16 protein-coding genes, 4 tRNA genes and 1 pseudogene are annotated in these 18104 nt (G+C 60.8%); 19 read left to right on the top strand and 2 right to left on the bottom strand.

The features are described 5' to 3' along the window. Nucleotides 1-4: 4 nt before the first annotated feature. Both QP999_RS01885 and QP999_RS01880 read left to right on the top strand, forming a co-directional pair. The gene (locus tag QP999_RS01885; protein WP_046647769.1) at nucleotides 5-1009 is read left to right on the top strand and encodes a polyprenyl synthetase family protein; all 1005 of its coding nucleotides are present in this window, start codon (nucleotides 5-7) and stop codon (nucleotides 1007-1009) included. Nucleotides 1010-1085: 76 nt separating this feature from the next. Further along, nucleotides 1086-1167: transfer RNA gene (locus QP999_RS01880), tRNA-Tyr, on the top strand. Between the two features lie 50 nt (nucleotides 1168-1217). On the opposite strand, the gene QP999_RS01875 is transcribed toward QP999_RS01880, so the two are convergent. Next, a complete protein-coding gene (locus tag QP999_RS01875) occupies nucleotides 1218-2321 on the bottom strand; it encodes a glutathione S-transferase C-terminal domain-containing protein (protein ID WP_284847542.1) in 1104 nt (367 codons plus the stop codon). 244 nt (nucleotides 2322-2565) lie between these two features. Here QP999_RS01875 and QP999_RS01870 point away from each other — a divergent pair. The 7 genes from QP999_RS01870 (at nucleotide 2566) to rplA (ending at nucleotide 5766) form a co-directional block, all read left to right on the top strand. Then, nucleotides 2566-2641 (top strand) — tRNA-Thr (locus QP999_RS01870). A 34-nt stretch (nucleotides 2642-2675) separates the two neighbouring features. Then, nucleotides 2676-2747, top strand: a tRNA-Met gene (locus QP999_RS01865). A gap of 127 nt (nucleotides 2748-2874) precedes the next feature. Beyond that, nucleotides 2875-2950, top strand: a tRNA-Trp gene (locus QP999_RS01860). Between the two features lie 25 nt (nucleotides 2951-2975). Beyond that, nucleotides 2976-3302, top strand: coding sequence for a preprotein translocase subunit SecE (gene secE / locus QP999_RS01855; RefSeq protein WP_284847541.1), 327 nt, complete (start codon nucleotides 2976-2978; stop codon nucleotides 3300-3302). Between the two features lie 138 nt (nucleotides 3303-3440). After that, complete coding sequence (nusG, locus tag QP999_RS01850; RefSeq protein WP_049154835.1) at nucleotides 3441-4355, top strand: transcription termination/antitermination protein NusG; 915 nt, start codon at nucleotides 3441-3443, stop codon at nucleotides 4353-4355. Between the two features lie 165 nt (nucleotides 4356-4520). After that, entirely contained in the window at nucleotides 4521-4964 is a 444-nt protein-coding gene (gene rplK, locus QP999_RS01845; RefSeq protein ID WP_010189723.1) for a 50S ribosomal protein L11, read from the top strand. Nucleotides 4965-5061: 97 nt separating this feature from the next. Further along, entirely contained in the window at nucleotides 5062-5766 is a 705-nt protein-coding gene (gene rplA, locus QP999_RS01840) for a 50S ribosomal protein L1 (protein ID WP_284847540.1), read from the top strand. Between the two features lie 582 nt (nucleotides 5767-6348). Here the strand turns inward: rplA and QP999_RS01835 are convergent. Beyond that, nucleotides 6349-7125 carry a siderophore-interacting protein gene (locus QP999_RS01835; RefSeq protein WP_230308972.1) on the bottom strand — a complete coding sequence of 259 codons (777 nt, stop codon included), beginning with the start codon at nucleotides 7123-7125 and terminating at the stop codon, nucleotides 6349-6351. 142 nt (nucleotides 7126-7267) lie between these two features. Between QP999_RS01835 and QP999_RS01830 the strand changes: the two genes are divergently transcribed. The 10 genes and pseudogenes from QP999_RS01830 (at nucleotide 7268) to rpoB (ending at nucleotide 18080) form a co-directional block, all read left to right on the top strand. Beyond that, nucleotides 7268-8212 carry an ABC transporter substrate-binding protein gene (locus QP999_RS01830; protein ID WP_046647765.1) on the top strand — a complete coding sequence of 315 codons (945 nt, stop codon included), beginning with the start codon at nucleotides 7268-7270 and terminating at the stop codon, nucleotides 8210-8212. After that, nucleotides 8213-9280 (top strand): FecCD family ABC transporter permease, encoded by a 1068-nt coding sequence (locus QP999_RS01825; protein WP_080975070.1) that lies wholly within the window; start codon nucleotides 8213-8215, stop codon nucleotides 9278-9280. After that, nucleotides 9277-10329, top strand: a complete 1053-nt coding sequence (locus QP999_RS01820) for a FecCD family ABC transporter permease (RefSeq protein WP_049154832.1) — start codon at nucleotides 9277-9279, stop codon at nucleotides 10327-10329. The genes QP999_RS01825 and QP999_RS01820 overlap by 4 nt, the downstream gene beginning before the upstream one ends. 84 nt (nucleotides 10330-10413) lie before the next feature. Next, nucleotides 10414-11130, top strand: a pseudogene (locus QP999_RS01815) (ABC transporter ATP-binding protein); the annotation flags it as partial. A gap of 338 nt (nucleotides 11131-11468) precedes the next feature. Next, complete coding sequence (gene rplJ / locus QP999_RS01810) at nucleotides 11469-11990, top strand: 50S ribosomal protein L10 (RefSeq protein WP_010189711.1); 522 nt, start codon at nucleotides 11469-11471, stop codon at nucleotides 11988-11990. Nucleotides 11991-12076: 86 nt separating this feature from the next. Then, a complete protein-coding gene (rplL, locus tag QP999_RS01805) occupies nucleotides 12077-12463 on the top strand; it encodes a 50S ribosomal protein L7/L12 (RefSeq protein WP_070520955.1) in 387 nt (128 codons plus the stop codon). 95 nt (nucleotides 12464-12558) lie between these two features. Beyond that, nucleotides 12559-12909, top strand: a complete 351-nt coding sequence (locus QP999_RS01800; protein WP_284847539.1) for a type II toxin-antitoxin system RelE/ParE family toxin — start codon at nucleotides 12559-12561, stop codon at nucleotides 12907-12909. Beyond that, nucleotides 12887-13231, top strand: coding sequence for a HigA family addiction module antitoxin (locus QP999_RS01795; protein ID WP_350309525.1), 345 nt, complete (start codon nucleotides 12887-12889; stop codon nucleotides 13229-13231). The genes QP999_RS01800 and QP999_RS01795 overlap by 23 nt, the downstream gene beginning before the upstream one ends. A gap of 118 nt (nucleotides 13232-13349) precedes the next feature. Beyond that, on the top strand, nucleotides 13350-14306 hold the full coding sequence (gene pgfA / locus QP999_RS01790) for a cell envelope lipid trafficking protein PgfA (RefSeq protein ID WP_070562630.1): 957 nt from the start codon (nucleotides 13350-13352) through the stop codon (nucleotides 14304-14306). 294 nt (nucleotides 14307-14600) lie between these two features. Beyond that, entirely contained in the window at nucleotides 14601-18080 is a 3480-nt protein-coding gene (gene rpoB, locus QP999_RS01785) for a DNA-directed RNA polymerase subunit beta (RefSeq protein WP_070520944.1), read from the top strand. Nucleotides 18081-18104: the final 24 nt, after the last annotated feature.

Here is an 18104-nt window from a genome sequence, read left to right as displayed (position 1 = left end):
TTTAATGTCACACGGCCAAACTCACGCCAAGCACGTGGACTTGGGGGATGCGCAGCTCACCGAGCGTATCAACGCCGGGATGGCTGCTGTAGAGGACCTGCTGAATACGGAGCTCGACCGCGGGCAGGACTTCATTAAAGACAAGGTGCGCCACCTCTCCCTGGCCGGGGGCAAGCGTTTCCGCCCGATGATGGCGTTGCTGGCTTCCGAGTTTGGTGAACGCTCGCAATCGCCCGAGGTGATTAAGGCGGCCACCGTGGTGGAAATGGTCCACGTGGCCACGCTCTACCACGACGATGTCATGGATGAGGCGGAGCGCCGCCGCGGCGTGGATTCCGCGAACTTTCGGTGGACCAACTCGGTGGCCATTCTGGCGGGCGATGCACTGCTCGCGCACGCCTCGCGGCTGATGAGCCAGCTGGACACCCACACGGTGGAGCACTTCGCGGAGACTTTCGAGGAGCTTGTCACCGGCCAGATGCGGGAAACCATCGGTGCTGGCGAAGCCAATGCCGTGGAGCACTACACGGCGGTGATCCGGGAAAAGACCGCGGTGCTGATCGCATCCGCCGGCTACCTGGGTGCCTACCACGCAGGTGCGGGCCCGGAGCAGTGTGAGGCTCTGCGCCAGATCGGCGCGGCCGTGGGCATGATCTTCCAGATCGTCGACGATGTCATCGACATCTTCTCTGACTCCGAAGAATCCGGGAAGACCCCGGGCACGGACCTGCGTGAGGGTGTGTTCACCCTGCCGGTGCTTTATGCCTTGGAGGAGGAAGGCGAGGTTGGCGATGAGCTGCGTGCGCTGCTGACGGGCCCGCTTGAAGACGACGCCTCCGTACAGCGCGCCATCGAGCTGCTGTGGCAGTCGGGTGGCCGCGATAAGGCGCTGGCCGACGTCAACGCCTACCTCCGCGTGGTGGAAGACCAGCTCTCCCTGCTGCCGGAGTGTACGGCTAGTGAGGCCCTGCGCCAGCTGGCGGACTATACCGTTCAGCGCGTGGGATAAAAGGTCCTCCTGCCTGGCGATTTGCATGTTAGGCGGGAGTTCATAGTAAAGTACATAACCGCACTCAAGAGTGCATGCCAGGTTGCCCGAGCGGCCAAAGGGAGCGGACTGTAAATCCGCCGGCATTGCCTTCAGAAGTTCGAATCTTCTACCTGGCACAAAATGAATCCCGCAGACGCAAAGATGCGTCTGCGGGATTTTCTTATCGCTATCGCTGGAAGTCCGTGGGGTTCTTTAACCGCTCGGCCTCAGGCAACGGACCCGGCAGGGTAGTGCCTTCGGCGAATGGTGCACCCGGCAGATGATCGCGGCCGTGAGGCTGGGCCAACCCAGACAGATCCGGACCGGCCGGCACGATTTGGGTGGGATTAATTTCGCGGTGGACGATGTAGTAGTGCTGCTTGATCTCCGTGAAGTCGGTGGTATCGCCGAAGCCCGGGGTCTGGAAGAGTTCGCGCAGGTAGCCGTAGACATTCGGCATCTCGCTGATTTTGTTCCGGTTCGTCTTGAAGTGGCCGTGGTAGACGGCATCAAAGCGGATCAGGGTGGTGTATGCCCGGATATCGGTCTCGGTGATGTGCTCACCCATGATGAACCGGCGGTGGGCTAGTCGCTCTTCCAGCCAATCGAGGACCTCAAAGACATCCGCATAGGCCTCTTCATAAGCCTCCTGGGATGCGGAGAATCCCGCGCGATACACGCCGTTGTTGAGTTTCCTGAAGATGAAGTCGTTAATTTCTTCCATCTCCTCCTGCTGCTCGGCCGGCGGCAGCAGGTTGGGCGCGCCTTCTCGCTGGTACTCGGTCCACTCGGTTTGGAAGTCTCGCACCATGGAGTTGAAATCATTGGTCACGACTTTGCCGCTGGATTCCTCCACGATGGCTGGCACCGTGATGCCTCGCGGGTAGTCAGGGAAGCGTGCGAAATACGCATCCTGCAGGCGGGGGATGCGCAGGACTGGGTCGAGCCCGTCGGGGTCGAGATCAAAAGTCCAGGAGCGCTTGTCGTGGGTCGGGCCCGCCAAGCCTGAGGAGATGACATTTTCCAGTCCCAACAGGCGCCGCACGATGACGGCGCGGTGTGCCCACGGGCAAGCGCGCGCGGCGATGAGACGGTAGCGGTGGGGCTGCACCGGCCAGTCCAAAGTCTCGCCACTGCCACTCACGGAGGGCTGTGGATTGTCACCAGTGACTGAGGCGAGGATGCGGTCACCGATGTAGTTGGTGTCTCGCTTGAATTCGCCGTCCGTCGAGGCATTCTGGGCGTCGCCGGCCCAGTCCTTCGGTGTCTGTTTCTGGGTACCAGAGCTCATGTGTCCTCCCTAGAGCACATAAAGTATTTGATACATCAACAATAGCTGGATTTGGCGCGCCTGGAGTGGGGGTGGTCTACCGCGAGAGTGGTGCAAGGGTGATGCGTGTGAGTTTAGGTGCCTGAAAAGTGCGCAAAAACCCTTGTCGTACTGGCGATTTGTGTTATTTAAGCGTTTCGGGTTAATCTTTTCAAGGCTTCAACGAGAGCACAGCGGAAGAAACTCCGTGACTCAAAGAGGCTGTGCCCCCTTAGCTCAGTCGGCAGAGCGTTTCCATGGTAAGGAAAAGGTCGACAGTTCGATTCTGTCAGGGGGCTCCATTCATGTTTCTGGAAGCTTTCAGAAAGTGAATATGGCGGTGTAGCTCAGTGGTAGAGCAAGCGACTCATAATCGCTGTGTCGCGAGTTCAATTCTCGCCATCGCTACCGGGAAAGAAAAGCGCCCGCATCTGGGCGCTTTTTCACTACCGACTCCCAGCCTTGCGCGGCACGTGGTTTCCAAAGGGAATCGGCGTTCTGGTAGGGTTGTGCGTTGTCCCAAAAGGGCACGCAAAGGGGCGTGGCGCAATTGGTAGCGCAACGGTCTCCAAAACCGTAGGTTGCAGGTTCGAGTCCTGTCGCCCCTGCCACATCACTTCCAAGGAGGGAATCGCCGTGAGCGATGAAAAGCAGCCGAGCACCGGGGCTCCGCGCCCAACCGGCAAGCGTCAGCTCTCTGGCGCAGCGACCACCTCTACCGATTCCTACACTGACAAGCGCGTCGTGCGCGTCGAGGACAAGAAGGAAGATTCCTTCGGCGGATCTGTTGGTTCCTTCCCGGGTGAGGTTGCCTCCGAGCTCAAGAAGGTTGTCTGGCCGACCGGCAAGGAAATGGTTCAGTACGTTCTGGTGACCTTCGCCTTCCTTATCGTCCTCACCGCTCTGGTGTGGGGTGTGGACGCGCTGACCGGTCTCGGAGTTGAAGCAATCCTCGCGCCTTAGTAAACTAATTACATACTTTCATCCCGCCGCCTTCCCGCTAGCTCGACTAGGGGAAACGGCGGGATACTTTTTGCCCAAGTCCGGCCGAGTACCCTGGTGGGGACGAGAAGAATAATTACCAATTTGGAGTAGCAGACAATGAGCGAAGAAAACACTGGCACTTCCCTTGAGCAGGCCATGATCGATAACGTCCAGGAACAGGCCGCGGAGGCGGTCGAGGCTACCGAGGAGGCCCAGCAGCCGCAGGAGGAGCTCTCCGCAGAGGAGAAGGAAGCCGCCGAGAAGGAAGCTGCTACCAAGGCCGCCGAAGCCGCCCTCGGTGGCGGCACGGACGAGGCTGAGGCTGAAGGCGAGGGCGCAGGGGAGGCGTCGGCAAGCGCTGACGCGGACGCCGCCGCAGCAGCCGACGCTGAGTACAAGTCCCGCCTGCGCGCCTTTACCCGCGAGCTGAAGAAGCAGCCTGGCCAGTGGTACATCATCCAGTGCTACTCCGGTTACGAGAACAAGGTAAAGACCAACCTCGATATGCGTGCACAGACCCTCGAGGTTGAGGACTCCATCTTTGAGGTCGTTGTGCCGGTCGAACAGGCCATTGAAAAGAAGGACGGCAAGAAGAAGGTAGTTAAGCGCAAGCTGCTGCCGGGCTACGTGCTGGTGCGCATGGAGCTTAATGACGCTGCCTGGTCCGTCGTTCGCGATACCCCGGGCGTGACCTCCTTCGTGGGCAACGAAGGTAACGCCACCCCGGTCAAGATCCGCGACGTGGCTAAGTTCCTCATGCCGAACGATCCGACGGTCTCTCCAGAAGCTTCCGCAGCAGATTCCGAAGGCGAGCAGGTCGTGGCTATGCCGGAGAAGGAGGCCGCCAAGGCCTACGCGCACGACTTCGAGGTGGGCGAGGCCGTCACCATCCTGTCTGGCCCGCTGGCTTCCGTCTCCGCCACCATCTCCGAGATTGACCCGGAGACCGGCAAGATGCAGGGCCTGGTGTCCATCTTCGGCCGCGAGACCCCGGTGGAGCTGTCCCCGACGGAGATCGAGCGCATCTCCTAAAAAGCGATTTTGAGCTGGGCGCACGGTGTTCTAAACTTGAACGCCGTGCGCTTTTGCGCATCTTGAAACGTTCATCCTCCGGTGGCCCACAATGCGTGAGCATCCGGACGGGGCGCTGTTATTCATCGTGGCGGCACTCCGGTACCACAGGAAAGAGGTAATTCGATGGCTCCCAAGAAGAAGGTCACTGGCCTGATCAAGCTCCAGATCGAGGCAGGCGCTGCTAACCCGGCTCCGCCGGTCGGCCCGGCACTCGGTGCCCACGGCGTCAACATCATGGAGTTCTGCAAGGCCTACAACGCTGCGACCGAGTCCCAGCGCGGCAACGTCGTGCCGGTGGAGATCACCGTCTACGAGGACCGCTCCTTCGACTTCAAGCTGAAGACCCCGCCGGCAGCGAAGCTCCTGCTCAAGGCTGCTGGCATCAAGAAGGGCTCTGGCGTTCCGCACACCGACAAGGTTGGCTCCGTGACCTGGGATCAGTGCAAGGAGATTGCACAGACCAAGTTCGAGGACCTCAACGCTCGCGACATTGAGAACGGCGCCCGCATCATCGCTGGTACCGCTCGCTCCATGGGCATCACCGTTGACGGCGTCCCGGCTAAGTAAAAATTCGATTTAATGCGCGATACGTTCTGTATCGCGCGTGGCAGGGCCAGCTTCGGCCCGCTATCACCACATCAATCCAAGAAAAGGAATTGCACTTATGAGCACCAAGTCCAAGGCATACAAGGCTGCCGCTGAGCTGGTAGACCGCTCTCGCCTGTACCGTCCGATCGAGGCCGCCAAGCTGGCCAAGGAGACCTCCTCCAAGAGCTTCGACGCTACTGTCGACGTTGTCTTCCGCCTGGGCGTTGACCCGCGTAAGGCTGACCAGCTGGTTCGTGGCACCGTCTCCCTCCCGCACGGCACCGGTAAGGACGTCCGCGTGGCCGTCTTCGCTGAGGGTGACAACGCTGAGGCCGCTAAGGCTGCTGGCGCCGACATCGTGGGCACCGAAGAGCTGATCGCTGCCATCAACGAGGGCAACATCGACTTCGACGTTGCTATCGCCACCCCGGATCAGATGGCCAAGGTTGGCCGCGTTGCACGCGTGCTGGGCCCGCGTGGTCTCATGCCGAACCCGAAGACCGGCACCGTGACCGCCGACGTGACCAAGGCTGTTGCTGACGTCAAGGGCGGTAAGATCTCCTTCCGCGTTGACAAGGCTTCCAACCTGCACGCCATCATCGGCAAGGCTTCCTTCGACGCTGAGAAGCTGGCTGAGAACTACGGCGCGCTGTACGACGAGATCATTCGCCTGAAGCCGTCCTCCGCTAAGGGCATCTATGCCAAGAAGATCACCATCTCCACTACCTCCGGCCCGGGCATCCCGGTCGATGCTTCCGTGGAGAAGAACTACACCGACTAGTGTTGTCTGTGTAAACGAATTTTAGGCCCCGGCTCTTGGATGAGCTGGGGCCTTTTTCGCGCTTTCTCTCTTTTGTTTATGCAGGTCACGGCCGGATATCTTTCTGACAGGTAATTGGCAGCTAAGTACGATGGCCTTTCAAGGAAAGTGCTGCATACTAATTCTTGTGCGTTTGAGAGAGGCGCATGAGAGATAGAGAGAACACCCTGAGTCTTGCAGGGCGGGCGGCGTGAGAAACCGCCTGATAAACAAGACCCCTTACAACGCGGGTTCCGGATTTCACCGGGGCCCGCGTTGTACTGTGTAACCCAAGTCAGGTACTCCACGCCGTGGACTTAAGCGGAGATGCATCAGGCCTAGGGCAAACGCGGACGCTGGATGTAGATGGTTCTAGTCAAAAGGTTTTCTTGGGGGCAAACAAACCATATGGAGGAGCGAAGAAGGTTCGTTTGGGGGCAGGTGAACCTTCTGACTGAAACCTCCTGACGGAAACCTTCTGATGGGAACCATGTGGCAGCGCACCGAGTTATTCACCGGCTATCCGCTGCCGGTTAAAAGGATTAGATGCGTGCGAAGTCCGCTTTAAGGCCGCGGCTTGCCCTTCATCCAGTACACGGACCAGATGACGTCTTCGCGCGGCACACCCCAGTCATGCACGGCTATCGAGCGCACTGCTTTGGCCAGGTCCCCTTCGCCGGATACCCACACCGAATCCGGCGCTGTATCCGCGGTGAAACGGGAGCCGAGAAGTTGTCTGGCGCGTGTGCAGTGTTCGTCATGTGGAGCCAGGACCATGGTGAGTGAGCGGACCTTGCCGCGCCACGTCTCCTCCAAGCCGTCTTCAACTTCAGCGTCGTCTGTGATCATGGCAACGACGTCGACTGCACCCAAGGTTTCCGGTGAGAAGGCTTCGTAGTGCTCGAGGATGTGCCACAGCGCCGGTAGGGCAGAGGCATCTGCGAGTAACAGTTGTGACTTCCTAGGGGCCTGCCACAGTGCTTGCCCGGTATATATTCCGGCGGTATCCCCGGGTTGGGCATTGAGGATCCAGCGTGAGCCCGGGCCATTATCGCCATGGGTCACCACGTCGACATCGATGGTGCACGCTTCTTGGTTGAGCTTGCGAATTGTGTACCAGCGCAATGCTGGGCGAATGTCGTCGGGCAATCGGGTGACGGCGGCACGAACATTGGTATCGTCGACCGGGAAGGGCGAAAAATCCTGCTCGTCTTGGGGCATGAGGAGCCCAAAATACTCGTCAGGCCCGGCTAAGGGGTAGTCACTAAAAGCCGGCGAGTGAAAAGTTAAACGGTGCAGCCGCGGCTTGAGGCGGGTGTTCCCGGTGAGGGTGACGGGCAATAAGCGGTGATGCGTCAAGGGAATTGATCCTAGGTAGAGGTCAAATTTGAAACCATCATAACGTACAGGTTAGGCTAGCTTCAAATAAGTTAGGGGTGCGAATGCTTGCATGCTCGCTCCCGTTGAAGGAAAGGTTTATTCCATGGTTGCTATCCACCGGCGCGCGAAAACCGTGCTCGCTATTGTCTCAGCGGCAGCGATTGCTTTAGCGGGGTGCTCCCGCGGAAGTGGCGAGGACAGCGCGGGTGCGGACAGTGCTGAGGAGGTGCGCGTTGCCAGCCTGGGGCTCGGTGATGCCGATACCGTGCTGGCACTCGGAATCACTCCGGTTGCTGTGGCCCCCTGGGGTGCGAAAGGGGATGGTGATCCCTCCGGAGTTGGCCCATGGGCGAAGGAGCTTTTGGGAGATGCCCAGCCCGAGGTGATCTATAACACCGCCTCCGGTTTCACGGCCGAGGTTCTAGAGCAGGTCACTGCCTCGGACCCCACACAGATCATCGCCGTGAACCAGGCAGTGGATCAGGAGGCGAAGAAATCCCTCGAGGATATCGCCCCGCTGACCGTGAAGCCCGAAGGTTTCGAGGACTGGCAGATCCCCTGGGATGAGCAAGTCAAGACCATCGCCTCTGCCTTGGATAAGGAAGAGGAGGGGGAGAAGCTCATTGACCAAGCAGAGGGCGCCTTTGAGCAGTTCAAGGACTCCCACCCGGAGCTGCAGGGCAAGCGCGCAGCCATCCTCATGCCCTATGACGGGAAGCTGGGCCTCTACACGGCAGAAGACGGCCGTGGCCAGTTCATCGAAGACCTCGGCTTTGAGATCCCCAAGGAACTGCAGGGTGATGGTTCCAGCTTCTTCGTGGACTATGCCCCGGAAAACTACTCCCAGCTCAACAATGTGGACTATCTGTTCGTCTTGGATTACAACGGTGCGGTCGATGAACTCAAGAAGGATTCCACATTCCAAGGCCTGGACGTGGTCAAGGATGGACGCGTCCGCTACCTCGACACGGACACCGGCAATGCGATGAGCGTGCCGAACCCGCTGACGATCCCGTGGGCCGTCAACAAGTTCGAAGAGCAGCTCTAAGTGCTCGCACTACCGAGGAAGGCTGACGCTATCCACGGCGTTGCGTACCCGCAACGCCGTGGCAAGGCAGACGCACTGGATTCGCGGGGGAGAAGCCGCGCACTGCTCACCACGGCCCTGGTTGTGTCGACCTTCCTCCTTTTGCTGTGCTCATTGGCGGTTGGCTCGAGGGCTATTCCGTTGCCGGATCTGGTGTCTGCCCTCCTCCGCGGAGGCGAAGCAGATATCGAGAACATCGTGTGGGATTTGCGTATCCCCCGCACGTTCGTGGCCTACTTCGCGGGAGCAGCAATCGCGGTATCGGGTGTAATCGCCCAGTCCTGGACTAGAAACCCCTTGGCGGATCCGGGCTTCATCGGTATCACCGCGGGAGCTTCGTTCCTGGTTGCCCTCGGGACGGCGCTAGGTGTCGCCACCTCAACCGGGATGCGGACAGCGCTCGCCCTCGTAGGCGCCGGCCTGGCCACAGCATTAGTGCTGGGTGTGTCCCGCAGGTTTCAGGATCCCCTGACGCTGGTCTTGGTCGGCGCAGGTGTTGCTGCTGCCTTGAGCTCTAGCGCCATGTTGATCGGCCTGTACTCCACGGATGTCCTCGACAGCATGCGCCGGTGGACCATTGGCTCCACGTTTGGGCGCGGCCCAGAAGACGTCGCCATCGGGGGTGCCGGATTGTTCATCGGGTTTATCATCGCCGCACGTGTCGCGCGCCCGCTCGATCTTCTGGCAATGGGGGAGGAATCCTCGGTTGCTCTAGGTGGTTCTCCCACGCTGGCGCGGCGCGGTGCTGCCTTGAGCATCGTTGTCCTAGCGGGATGCGCTACCGCGGCGACGGGGCCCATTGCCTTTGTCGGATTCGCCATCCCCCATCTGCTGCGTCGGTTCACGGGGCCAGAAGTTACCGCGATGATTGCTCCTGCCGCATTGCTCGGTGGTTGCTCCGTACTCGCTGCAGATATTCTGGGCCGCCTCATCGCGGGCCCCTCTGAGCTGGAGATGTCCATCGTCTTGGCCTTTGTTGGCGCACCATTTCTCATTTGGGCCGTACACCGTGGGGAGCACAAGCTATGAATGGGCGGGTGAAGGGGGACGTCGCCAAGCATCTGCGTTCCCAAGAGCGGCAGCGCCGGACATGGATATGGGCAGCGACCTGCTTCTTTGTTCTGGTCGCAGCAAGCTCCTATGTCCTCCTGCTGGGTCAAGGACCCGTGGACTTGAGCCCGGGGCGGGTCCTGGAGATCCTCAACGGCGGCGGAAGCCGAAGCGAAATCCGTGTTGTCTGGGATCTGCGCATGCCGGTAGCGCTAGCGACCCTCATCGTGGGTGCCGCGCTCGGACTGGCGGGGTCGTGGACGCAATCAATGTCGCGCAATCCGCTGGCCTCGCCCGACATTCTTGGCGTGACTGGTGGCGCGTCCGTCATGGTGGTCCTCGGAACGGTAGTCTCCCGGCCGCTGCTTGCCGACGGGCTCTCCATGTTCTGGTGGCGGGCCGGACTCGCGCTGTTGGGTGCGGTGCTAGCGGCCATCCTGCTGGTGGCACTTGGGGGAATCGGCACGAGCAACCGCATCGTCATCGTCGGAATCGCGCTCTCCCTGCTGTTTCAAGCGCTGGTGGCGTATCTCTTGCGCGCAGCTGAGCTCCTCCGCGCGGCGCAATCGCAGCTGTGGCTGGCGGGCACCACGGGTTTCGTGCGGATGGAGGTCATTCTTCCTTTGCTCGTGGGGTTGACTCCTTTTGTGGTGCTTGGCCTGTGGTGTGCTCGGGAGCTGCCGCTCCTTGCGCATGATGATCTCTCGGCCCTTTCCCTCGGGGTCAACATCACGCGAACACGGGCGCTGCTGCTGGTGGCAGCTACGGGCATCTGCGCGGTGACCGTATCCGTGGCCGGTCCCATTGGTTTCATCGCGCTTCTGGCCCCGCATGTGGGGCGCATTGTTGCCCGGACGCCCACGCCTGTGCCACTGGTCTCCTGTGCTGCAGGCGCTGCCTTGTTGAGCGCGTGCGCTGTCATTGCTGGAGCGTTGCCGATGGACGCTCCGGTGGGTGCAGTCTCCTCCATCATCGGAGGGTGCGCCCTGGTCATCTTGGTGTGGAATGCCGCACGGCGGAGAGGATAAAAGCGAGTGAAAGACAGAGAAATTACGGCCACTGGTATTCATGCTGGCTATAAGGATGGGGAAGACATCCTGTCGAGTGTTGACTTGGTGGCCCGCCCGGGGGAGGTCACCACGCTCATTGGACCGAATGGTTGCGGCAAGTCCACGTTGCTGAAGACCTTGTCTAAGGTTCTTCGCCCGCGGCAGGGGAGCGTGCGCATCGGCGAGCTGGACGTGCACGCTATGAGCCCGAAAGAAGCAGCTGCCCACGTGGCGCTTCTTCCGCAGCAGCCGATGGCACCGGATGGGCTGCGGGTGGGCGAGCTCGTCGCGCGCGGGCGCTACCCGCACCTGGGCCGTAGTCGGGGCCTGTCCGCGAAGGACCGCGACATCATCGCACAGGCCTGCGTGGAGACTGGTATTACTGACTTCATCGACCGTGACATCGCGGCGCTCTCGGGCGGCCAGCGCCAGCGGGTCTGGCTAGCGCTGGCCTTGGCGCAGGACACGCCGGTGCTGCTACTCGACGAACCCACAACCTTCCTCGATCCAGCCCATGCCATCAGCGTTTTAGAGCTCGTGCGCAAACAGGCCGATGCCGGGAAAACGGTCGTCGTCGTGTTGCACGATCTCATGCTGGCCGGCCAGTACTCCGACACCATGGTGGTCATGAACAACGGCGAGGTCATCGCGCAGGGAACTCCTCAACAGGCGTTGAAGAAAGAAGTGCTGGCGGCTGCCTATGGCATCGACGTCGAGATCTGGGATGACCCGCGAAGCGACGCCCCCGTCATCGTTCCGCGTGGGGTGCTCAGAGGCTGACAACGCTCATACAGGAACCCGAGTAGATGGCTCTCAGAGAGCGATTTGGAGTTGTGGCAGGTCGGGTTGTAAAGTACCTAGCGAAGTTTGAACGGCCCGCTGAGGCCGAGTCAAAGTTCACCGAAGACCGTCGGTCATCCGGATATCCGGATCGAAGGTTCCTCATCCTAGAGGGCGGCCCACGCAGGAGACACTTTGCGAATGAGCGCGGATTACCGCGCGCGCCCTGTGCTCTTGCACGGGGCTTTTGTTATTTCGGTTGTCGTTAACGACAACCGAGGTGGGAAAGGCCCCGGCGGAAAACACAAGAGATGTTTCGAAAGGAGGCGAAGTAGAAAATGGCAAACCCGAAGAACACCGCAGACCTGGCGGCACTGAAGGAGAAGCTCGAGGGTGCAAACTCCATCGTGCTTACCGAGTACCGTGGCCTGACCGTGGGTCAGCTCCAGGAGCTGCGTAACAACCTCGGCTTTGACGTTGAGTACTCCGTCGCCAAGAACACCCTTTTCAAGATCGCTGCCAACGAAGCTGGCATCGAGGGTCTTGACGAGCACCTGACTGGCCCGACCGCTATTGCGTTCATCAAGGGCGAGGCAGTGGATGCTGCGAAGGTCATCACCAAGTTCGCTGATGACAACAAGGCACTCGTTATCAAGGGTGGCTACATGGACGGCAACGCTCTGTCTGCCGACCAGGTTGAGGCCATCGCCAAGCTGGACAACCGCGAGACCACCCTCGCAAAGCTGGCTGGCGCCATGAAGGGTTCTATGGCAAAGGCTGCCGCCGTATTCAACGCTCCTGCAACCAAGATGGTCCGCACCGCTGCGGCCCTGCAGGACAAGAAGGCTGCGGAAGCTTAAGACGCCAACTAAAGGCGCACAACTTAAACACACACACTTTTCTGGCCGCTTAGCGCGGCCAGGCACAATGAGAAAGGATGCCAATCATGGCTAAGCTCACCAAGGACGAGCTCATTGAAGCTTTCAAGGAAATGACCCTCATCGAGCTCTCCGAGTTCGTTAAGGAATTCGAGGAGGTCTTCGACGTTGAGGCCGCTGCTCCGGTTGCTGCCGTTGCTGCTGGTGCCCCGGCTGCCGGCGGTGCTGCTGAGGAAGAGAAGACCGAGTTCGACGTCGTTCTGACCGACGCTGGCGCTAAGAAGATCGGCGTTATTAAGGCTGTCCGCGAGATCGTCTCCGGCCTGGGCCTGAAGGAAGCTAAGGAGCTCGTTGAGTCCGCTCCGAAGGCTATCCTCGAGGGTGCTTCCAAGGACGACGCTGAGGCTGCTAAGGCTAAGCTCGAAGAGGCTGGCGCTTCCGTCGAGCTCAAGTAATTCACCTGAATTACTCAGCTTTCCCGCGCAGCACTCTCGCTGCGCGCCAACAACCCCGTTCCGCTTTTACGCGGTGCGGGGTTGTTCCCGTTTTGATGGGTCCGGCGGATTCTAAGGATTGCGTGTCAGGTCTTGACACTAGGGTCAAAAAGAGACACTATTGGGGTGTGCAGTTTCGGCGTAGAAGTCTCGAGCGGTTCCATCAGGATGGTGTGCCGCCGCGATATATTCCATCGGAATTGCGTTCAGTAGTGCGCCGCAAGTTACTTATGATTGGGCGGTCTGTAAATGTCACGGACCTTCGGATTCCACCAGCAAACCGGTTGGAGCGGCTCAAGGGTGACCTTGAAGGCTACTACTCAATTCGCGTCAACTCGCAGTGGCGCATCATATTCAAGTGGACACCCGAAGGAGCTGTTGACGTTGACTTTATCGACTACCACTGAAGCACGCGCTCATGTTGATGTTGTTCCCGTTCCGCATCCCGGAGAGATCCTTCTCCTAGAATTCCTCAAGCCCTGCGGAATAACCCAGTATCGCCTGGCCAGTGACATTGGCACTACCCGTTCCCAAGTTTCCAAAATTACCCGCGGGGCGCTCGGGATCAGTGCCGATATGGCTTTGCGTTTGTCGGCTTACTTTGGGAATTCCGCGGAGTTCTGGCTCGGACTCCAAGAGGAATACGATCTGTGGAAAGCTCGCCAGACCACTGATGTCAGCGCCATCGTGCCGTGGAATCACAAAGAAGAAGTCGACTCTCACTCATAGAATCAGTTGACTTGCGCTCACTTCGGGGTCGGTGCAGTCTCACCGTAGCTGCGTAAAACTGAAACGCACCCTCCGGGGAAATGTGTTTTGAACAAACGAATCGGTAGGATAAGCCACCATGCTGCCCAAGTCCCGCATCTTCTCCGTCCTCCTGCTTGGCCTCGGCGTTGCGCTGATCGCTGCCGGCCTGGCGGCGTCGAGCTTCTTGAGCTTTAGCCCGCGCTTGCCGCTGGATATCAAGGACACCACGTGGACGATGCAGGATGACAGCGCCACCGCGCAGGCGCTGTCCGCAGAGGGCGTTACGCAGTACGAGGGGCCGATGACGTATCAGCTCAACATGGATATCCAGGATCCGGCGGACAAGGACACCGCAACGCTGCGAGTGGGGGAGTCCGCCATCCGCGGCGGCACGGGCAACGTGGAGGACTTGAGCTTTGCCCGCGTGTGGAACTATCCCGTCGATCGTCTCAGCGGTGAGGCCACGGGACCGGCGGCGCTCTCCCACACTATGGGCTCGCCCACGGCGGAAGTTCCCGTCGAGGGCTACTGGCTGAAGCTGCCCGCCAATGCTGAGCAGACCACCTACCCGGTTTTCGACCCGGTGCTGCGCAAGGCGGCCGACGCCGTCTTCGAGGAATCCCTCGATATCGACGGTCGCACGGTCTACCGTTACCACCAGGAAGTGGAGCCCACCAACGTGGCCACCCTCTATGCCGGTAGCACGACCACCACGCTGAGCAATGAGGACGGCTCCACCGAGCAAGGCTACCTCTTCCACGCAGCAACGCGGGACCTCTTCGTGGACCAGGCCACCGGACTCGTCGTGGGCATGGATGTCGATATCAAGGACTACTGGGCAGACCGCGAGGGCAATGAGCGCGAGGTGCAGTTCGCCTTCAATGGTGCAACTGATGAGGAATCCCGCGCGGAGATGCTCCAGCAAGCTGAGCGCTTCCCGCGGAGTGCTGTGGGGCAGTGGGTGCGCTGGGGTGGCCTTGGCATTGGCGCGCTTCTGGTGCTGCTTGGGGCGCTGGGCGCTTTTCGCCGTCCCACCAACCGCCACACCCGCTAGCCGCGTGTGCTAGAGGTCCGCGCCTGCGGATCTCCGAAGCGACACGCCGGCGGCACGTTTCGCCTTTACAAGGCCGCCATTATGCTATAGGCTATTTCGTTGCGCTGGAATCTGGATCTTTAGTGCACATTTAGCCTTTCGAGCGGTGATGGCAAAACCGACTTGACAAGGTGATTTTGTGCATTCTAAACCCAGTCGTTCCACAGCAGACCGAATGCTAAATCTACCAGCGGTTTTGCACCTCACCGGCCAGGGTGGGGAGGCAATCCGCCAGAGGTACTGGAAGGACCCATCTTGGCAGTCTCCCGCCAGACCAAGTCAGTGGCCAACATCCCTGGAGCCCCGAAGCGATACTCCTTCGCTAAAATCAGCGAGCCCATCGCTGTCCCGGGCCTCCTTGATCTACAACTCGATTCTTACGCGTGGCTCATCGGCACCCCCGAGTGGCGCGAGCGCGAGCAGGCAGAGCGCGGCGAAGACGCACGCGTGACGAGCGGCCTTGAGGATATCCTCGAGGAGCTTTCTCCGATCCAGGATTACTCGGGCAACATGTCCCTGTCCCTGTCGGAGCCTCGCTTCGAGCCGGTGAAGAACACCGTGGACGAGTGCAAAGAGAAGGACATCAACTACTCGGCGCCACTGTACGTCACCGCAGAATTCATCAACAACGACACCCAGGAGATTAAGTCCCAGACCGTCTTCATCGGCGATTTCCCGATGATGACTGAGAAGGGCACCTTCATCGTCAACGGCACCGAGCGCGTTATCGTCTCGCAGCTCGTGCGTTCCCCGGGTGTGTACTTCGACCAGACCATCGACAAGTCCACCGAGCGCCCGCTGCACTCCGTGAAGGTCATTCCTTCCCGCGGTGCGTGGCTCGAGTTTGACGTCGACAAGCGCGACACCGTTGGCGTGCGCATCGACCGCAAGCGTCGCCAGCCGGTCACCGTGCTGCTCAAGGCCCTGGGTTGGTCCGAGGAGCAGATCAAGGAGCGCTTCGGCTTCTCCGAGCTCATGATGTCCACCCTCGAGTCCGATGGCGTGGCCAACACCGACGAGGCTCTGCTGGAGATCTACCGCAAGCAGCGCCCGGGCGAGCAGCCCACGCGCGACCTCGCGCAGGCACTGCTGGATAACTCCTTCTTCCGCGCCAAGCGCTACGACCTGGCCAAGGTTGGCCGCTACAAGGTCAACCGCAAGCTCGGCCTGGGCGGTGACCACGACGGTCTGATGACCCTGACCGAGGAAGACATCGCCGTCACCCTCGAGTACCTCGTGCGCCTGCACGCCGGTGAGCGTGAGATGAAGGCCCCGAACGGTGAGATGATCGCCATCCACACCGACGACATCGACCACTTTGGTAACCGTCGTCTGCGCACCGTGGGCGAGCTCATCCAGAACCAGGTCCGCGTGGGCCTGTCCCGCATGGAGCGCGTCGTCCGCGAGCGCATGACCACCCAGGACGCGGAGTCGATTACCCCGACCTCCCTGATTAACGTCCGCCCGGTCTCCGCCGCCATCCGCGAGTTCTTCGGTACCTCCCAGCTCTCGCAGTTCATGGACCAGAACAACTCCCTGTCCGGTCTGACCCACAAGCGCCGCCTGTCCGCGCTGGGCCCGGGCGGTCTGTCCCGTGAGCGCGCCGGCATCGAGGTGCGAGACGTTCACGCTTCGCACTACGGCCGCATGTGCCCGATTGAGACCCCTGAGGGTCCGAACATTGGTCTGATCGGTTCCCTGGCTTCCTATGCCCGCGTCAACGCTTTCGGCTTCATCGAGACCCCGTACCGCAAGGTTGTGGACGGCAAGGTCACCGACCAGGTGGAGTACCTCACCGCCGATGAAGAGGATCGCTACGCCATCGCGCAGGCCGAGGTTGAGAAGGCTGCCGACGGCACCCTGACCGGCGACCGCATCGAGGTCCGCCTCAAGGACGGCGATATCGGCGTGACCGACGCCGCCGGCGTTGACTACGTTGACGTTTCCCCGCGCCAGATGGTCTCCGTGGCTACCGCCATGATTCCGTTCCTCGAGCACGACGACGCTAACCGTGCCCTCATGGGCGCGAACATGCAGCGCCAGGCCGTGCCGCTGGTTCGCTCCGAGGCCCCGTACGTGGGCACCGGTATGGAGCAGCGCGCTGCCTACGATGCTGGTGACCTCATCATCACCCCGAAGGCGGGCGTGGTGGAGAACGTCACCGCGGACCTCATCACCATCATGGATGACGAGGGCCAGCGCGATACTTACATGCTGCGCAAGTTCGAACGCACCAACCAGAACACCAACTACAACCAGACCCCGTTGGTCTCCCTGGGTGAGCGCGTCGAGGCAGGCCAGGTGCTTGCCGACGGCCCCGGTACCCACAACGGTGAGATGTCCCTCGGCCGCAACCTGCTGGTTGCCTTCATGCCGTGGGAAGGCCACAACTACGAGGACGCCATCATCCTCAACCAGCGCATCGTGGAGGAGGACATCCTCACCTCGATTCACATCGAGGAGCACGAGATCGATGCTCGCGATACCAAGCTGGGCCCGGAGGAGATCACCCGCGAGATCCCGAACGTCTCCGATGACGTTCTGCGTGACCTCGACGAGCGCGGCATCGTCCGCATCGGCGCCGACGTCCGCGCGGGCGACATCCTCGTTGGTAAGGTCACCCCGAAGGGTGAGACCGAGCTGACCCCGGAGGAGCGCCTCCTGCGCGCCATCTTCGGTGAGAAGGCCCGCGAGGTCCGCGATACCTCCATGAAGGTGCCGCACGGTGAGACCGGTAAGGTCATCGGCGTCTCCCGCTTCTCCCGCGAGGATGACGACGACCTAGCCCCGGGCGTCAACGAAATGATCCGCGTCTACGTGGCTCAGAAGCGCAAGATCCAGGACGGCGATAAGCTCGCCGGCCGCCACGGCAACAAGGGCGTTGTGGGCAAGATCCTGCCGCCGGAGGATATGCCGTTCATGGAGGATGGCACCCCGGTGGACATCATCCTGAACACCCACGGTGTGCCGCGTCGTATGAACATCGGCCAGGTTCTCGAGGTTCACCTCGGCTGGCTGGCACACGCCGGTTGGAAGATCGACACCGAGGACCCGGCCAACGCCGAGCTGCTCAAGACCCTGCCGGAAGAGCTGTACGACGTCCCGCCGGAGTCTCTGACCGCAACCCCGGTCTTCGACGGTGCCACCAACGAGGAGATCTCCCGCCTGCTGGCTTCCTCCAAGCCGAACCGCGATGGTGACGTCATGGTGGATGAGCACGGTAAGGCCCGCCTCTTCGACGGCCGCTCCGGCGAGCCGTACATGTACCCGGTTTCCGTCGGCTACATGTACATGCTCAAGCTGCACCACCTCGTCGACGAGAAGATCCACGCCCGCTCCACCGGCCCGTACTCCATGATTACCCAGCAGCCGCTGGGTGGTAAGGCACAGTTCGGTGGCCAGCGCTTCGGTGAGATGGAGGTGTGGGCAATGCAGGCATACGGCGCTGCCTACACCCTGCAGGAGCTCCTGACCATCAAGTCCGACGACGTGGTCGGCCGCGTCAAGGTCTACGAGGCCATCGTCAAGGGTGACAACATCCCGGATCCGGGTATTCCGGAGTCCTTCAAGGTCCTCCTCAAGGAGCTGCAGTCCCTGTGCCTGAACGTGGAGGTTCTCTCCACCGACGGCACCCCGATGGAACTGTCTGGCTCCGACGATGATGACATGGACGGCGCTCCGTCCTTGGGCATTAACCTGTCCCGCGACGAGCGCTCCGACGCAGACATCGCCTAGCTTCTTGGTCCGCCGCATTTACTG

Source organism: Corynebacterium sp. MSK004, assembly GCF_030232515.1.
Classification (GTDB): Bacteria; Actinomycetota; Actinomycetes; order Mycobacteriales; family Mycobacteriaceae; genus Corynebacterium; species Corynebacterium hesseae.
The sequence above is the reverse complement of the archived record's forward strand: the minus strand, read 5'-3'. Positions and strand labels throughout refer to the sequence as shown.

Excerpts from the sequence above, each read along its gene's own strand:
- QP999_RS01800 (WP_284847539.1), top strand. The coding sequence starts at position 12,559 with ATGGGTCCGGCGGATTCTAAGGATTGCGTGTCAGGTCTTGACACTAGG.
- QP999_RS01885 (WP_046647769.1), top strand. The coding sequence starts at position 5 with ATGTCACACGGCCAAACTCACGCCAAGCACGTGGACTTGGGGGATGCG.
- QP999_RS01820 (WP_049154832.1), top strand. The coding sequence starts at position 9,277 with ATGAATGGGCGGGTGAAGGGGGACGTCGCCAAGCATCTGCGTTCCCAA.
- rplK (WP_010189723.1), top strand. The coding sequence starts at position 4,521 with ATGGCTCCCAAGAAGAAGGTCACTGGCCTGATCAAGCTCCAGATCGAG.
- nusG (WP_049154835.1), top strand. The coding sequence starts at position 3,441 with ATGAGCGAAGAAAACACTGGCACTTCCCTTGAGCAGGCCATGATCGAT.
- pgfA (WP_070562630.1), top strand. The coding sequence starts at position 13,350 with ATGCTGCCCAAGTCCCGCATCTTCTCCGTCCTCCTGCTTGGCCTCGGC.
- QP999_RS01830 (WP_046647765.1), top strand. The coding sequence starts at position 7,268 with ATGGTTGCTATCCACCGGCGCGCGAAAACCGTGCTCGCTATTGTCTCA.
- rplA (WP_284847540.1), top strand. The coding sequence starts at position 5,062 with ATGAGCACCAAGTCCAAGGCATACAAGGCTGCCGCTGAGCTGGTAGAC.
- rplL (WP_070520955.1), top strand. The coding sequence starts at position 12,077 with ATGGCTAAGCTCACCAAGGACGAGCTCATTGAAGCTTTCAAGGAAATG.
- rplJ (WP_010189711.1), top strand. The coding sequence starts at position 11,469 with ATGGCAAACCCGAAGAACACCGCAGACCTGGCGGCACTGAAGGAGAAG.
- QP999_RS01875 (WP_284847542.1), bottom strand. The coding sequence starts at position 2,321 with ATGAGCTCTGGTACCCAGAAACAGACACCGAAGGACTGGGCCGGCGAC.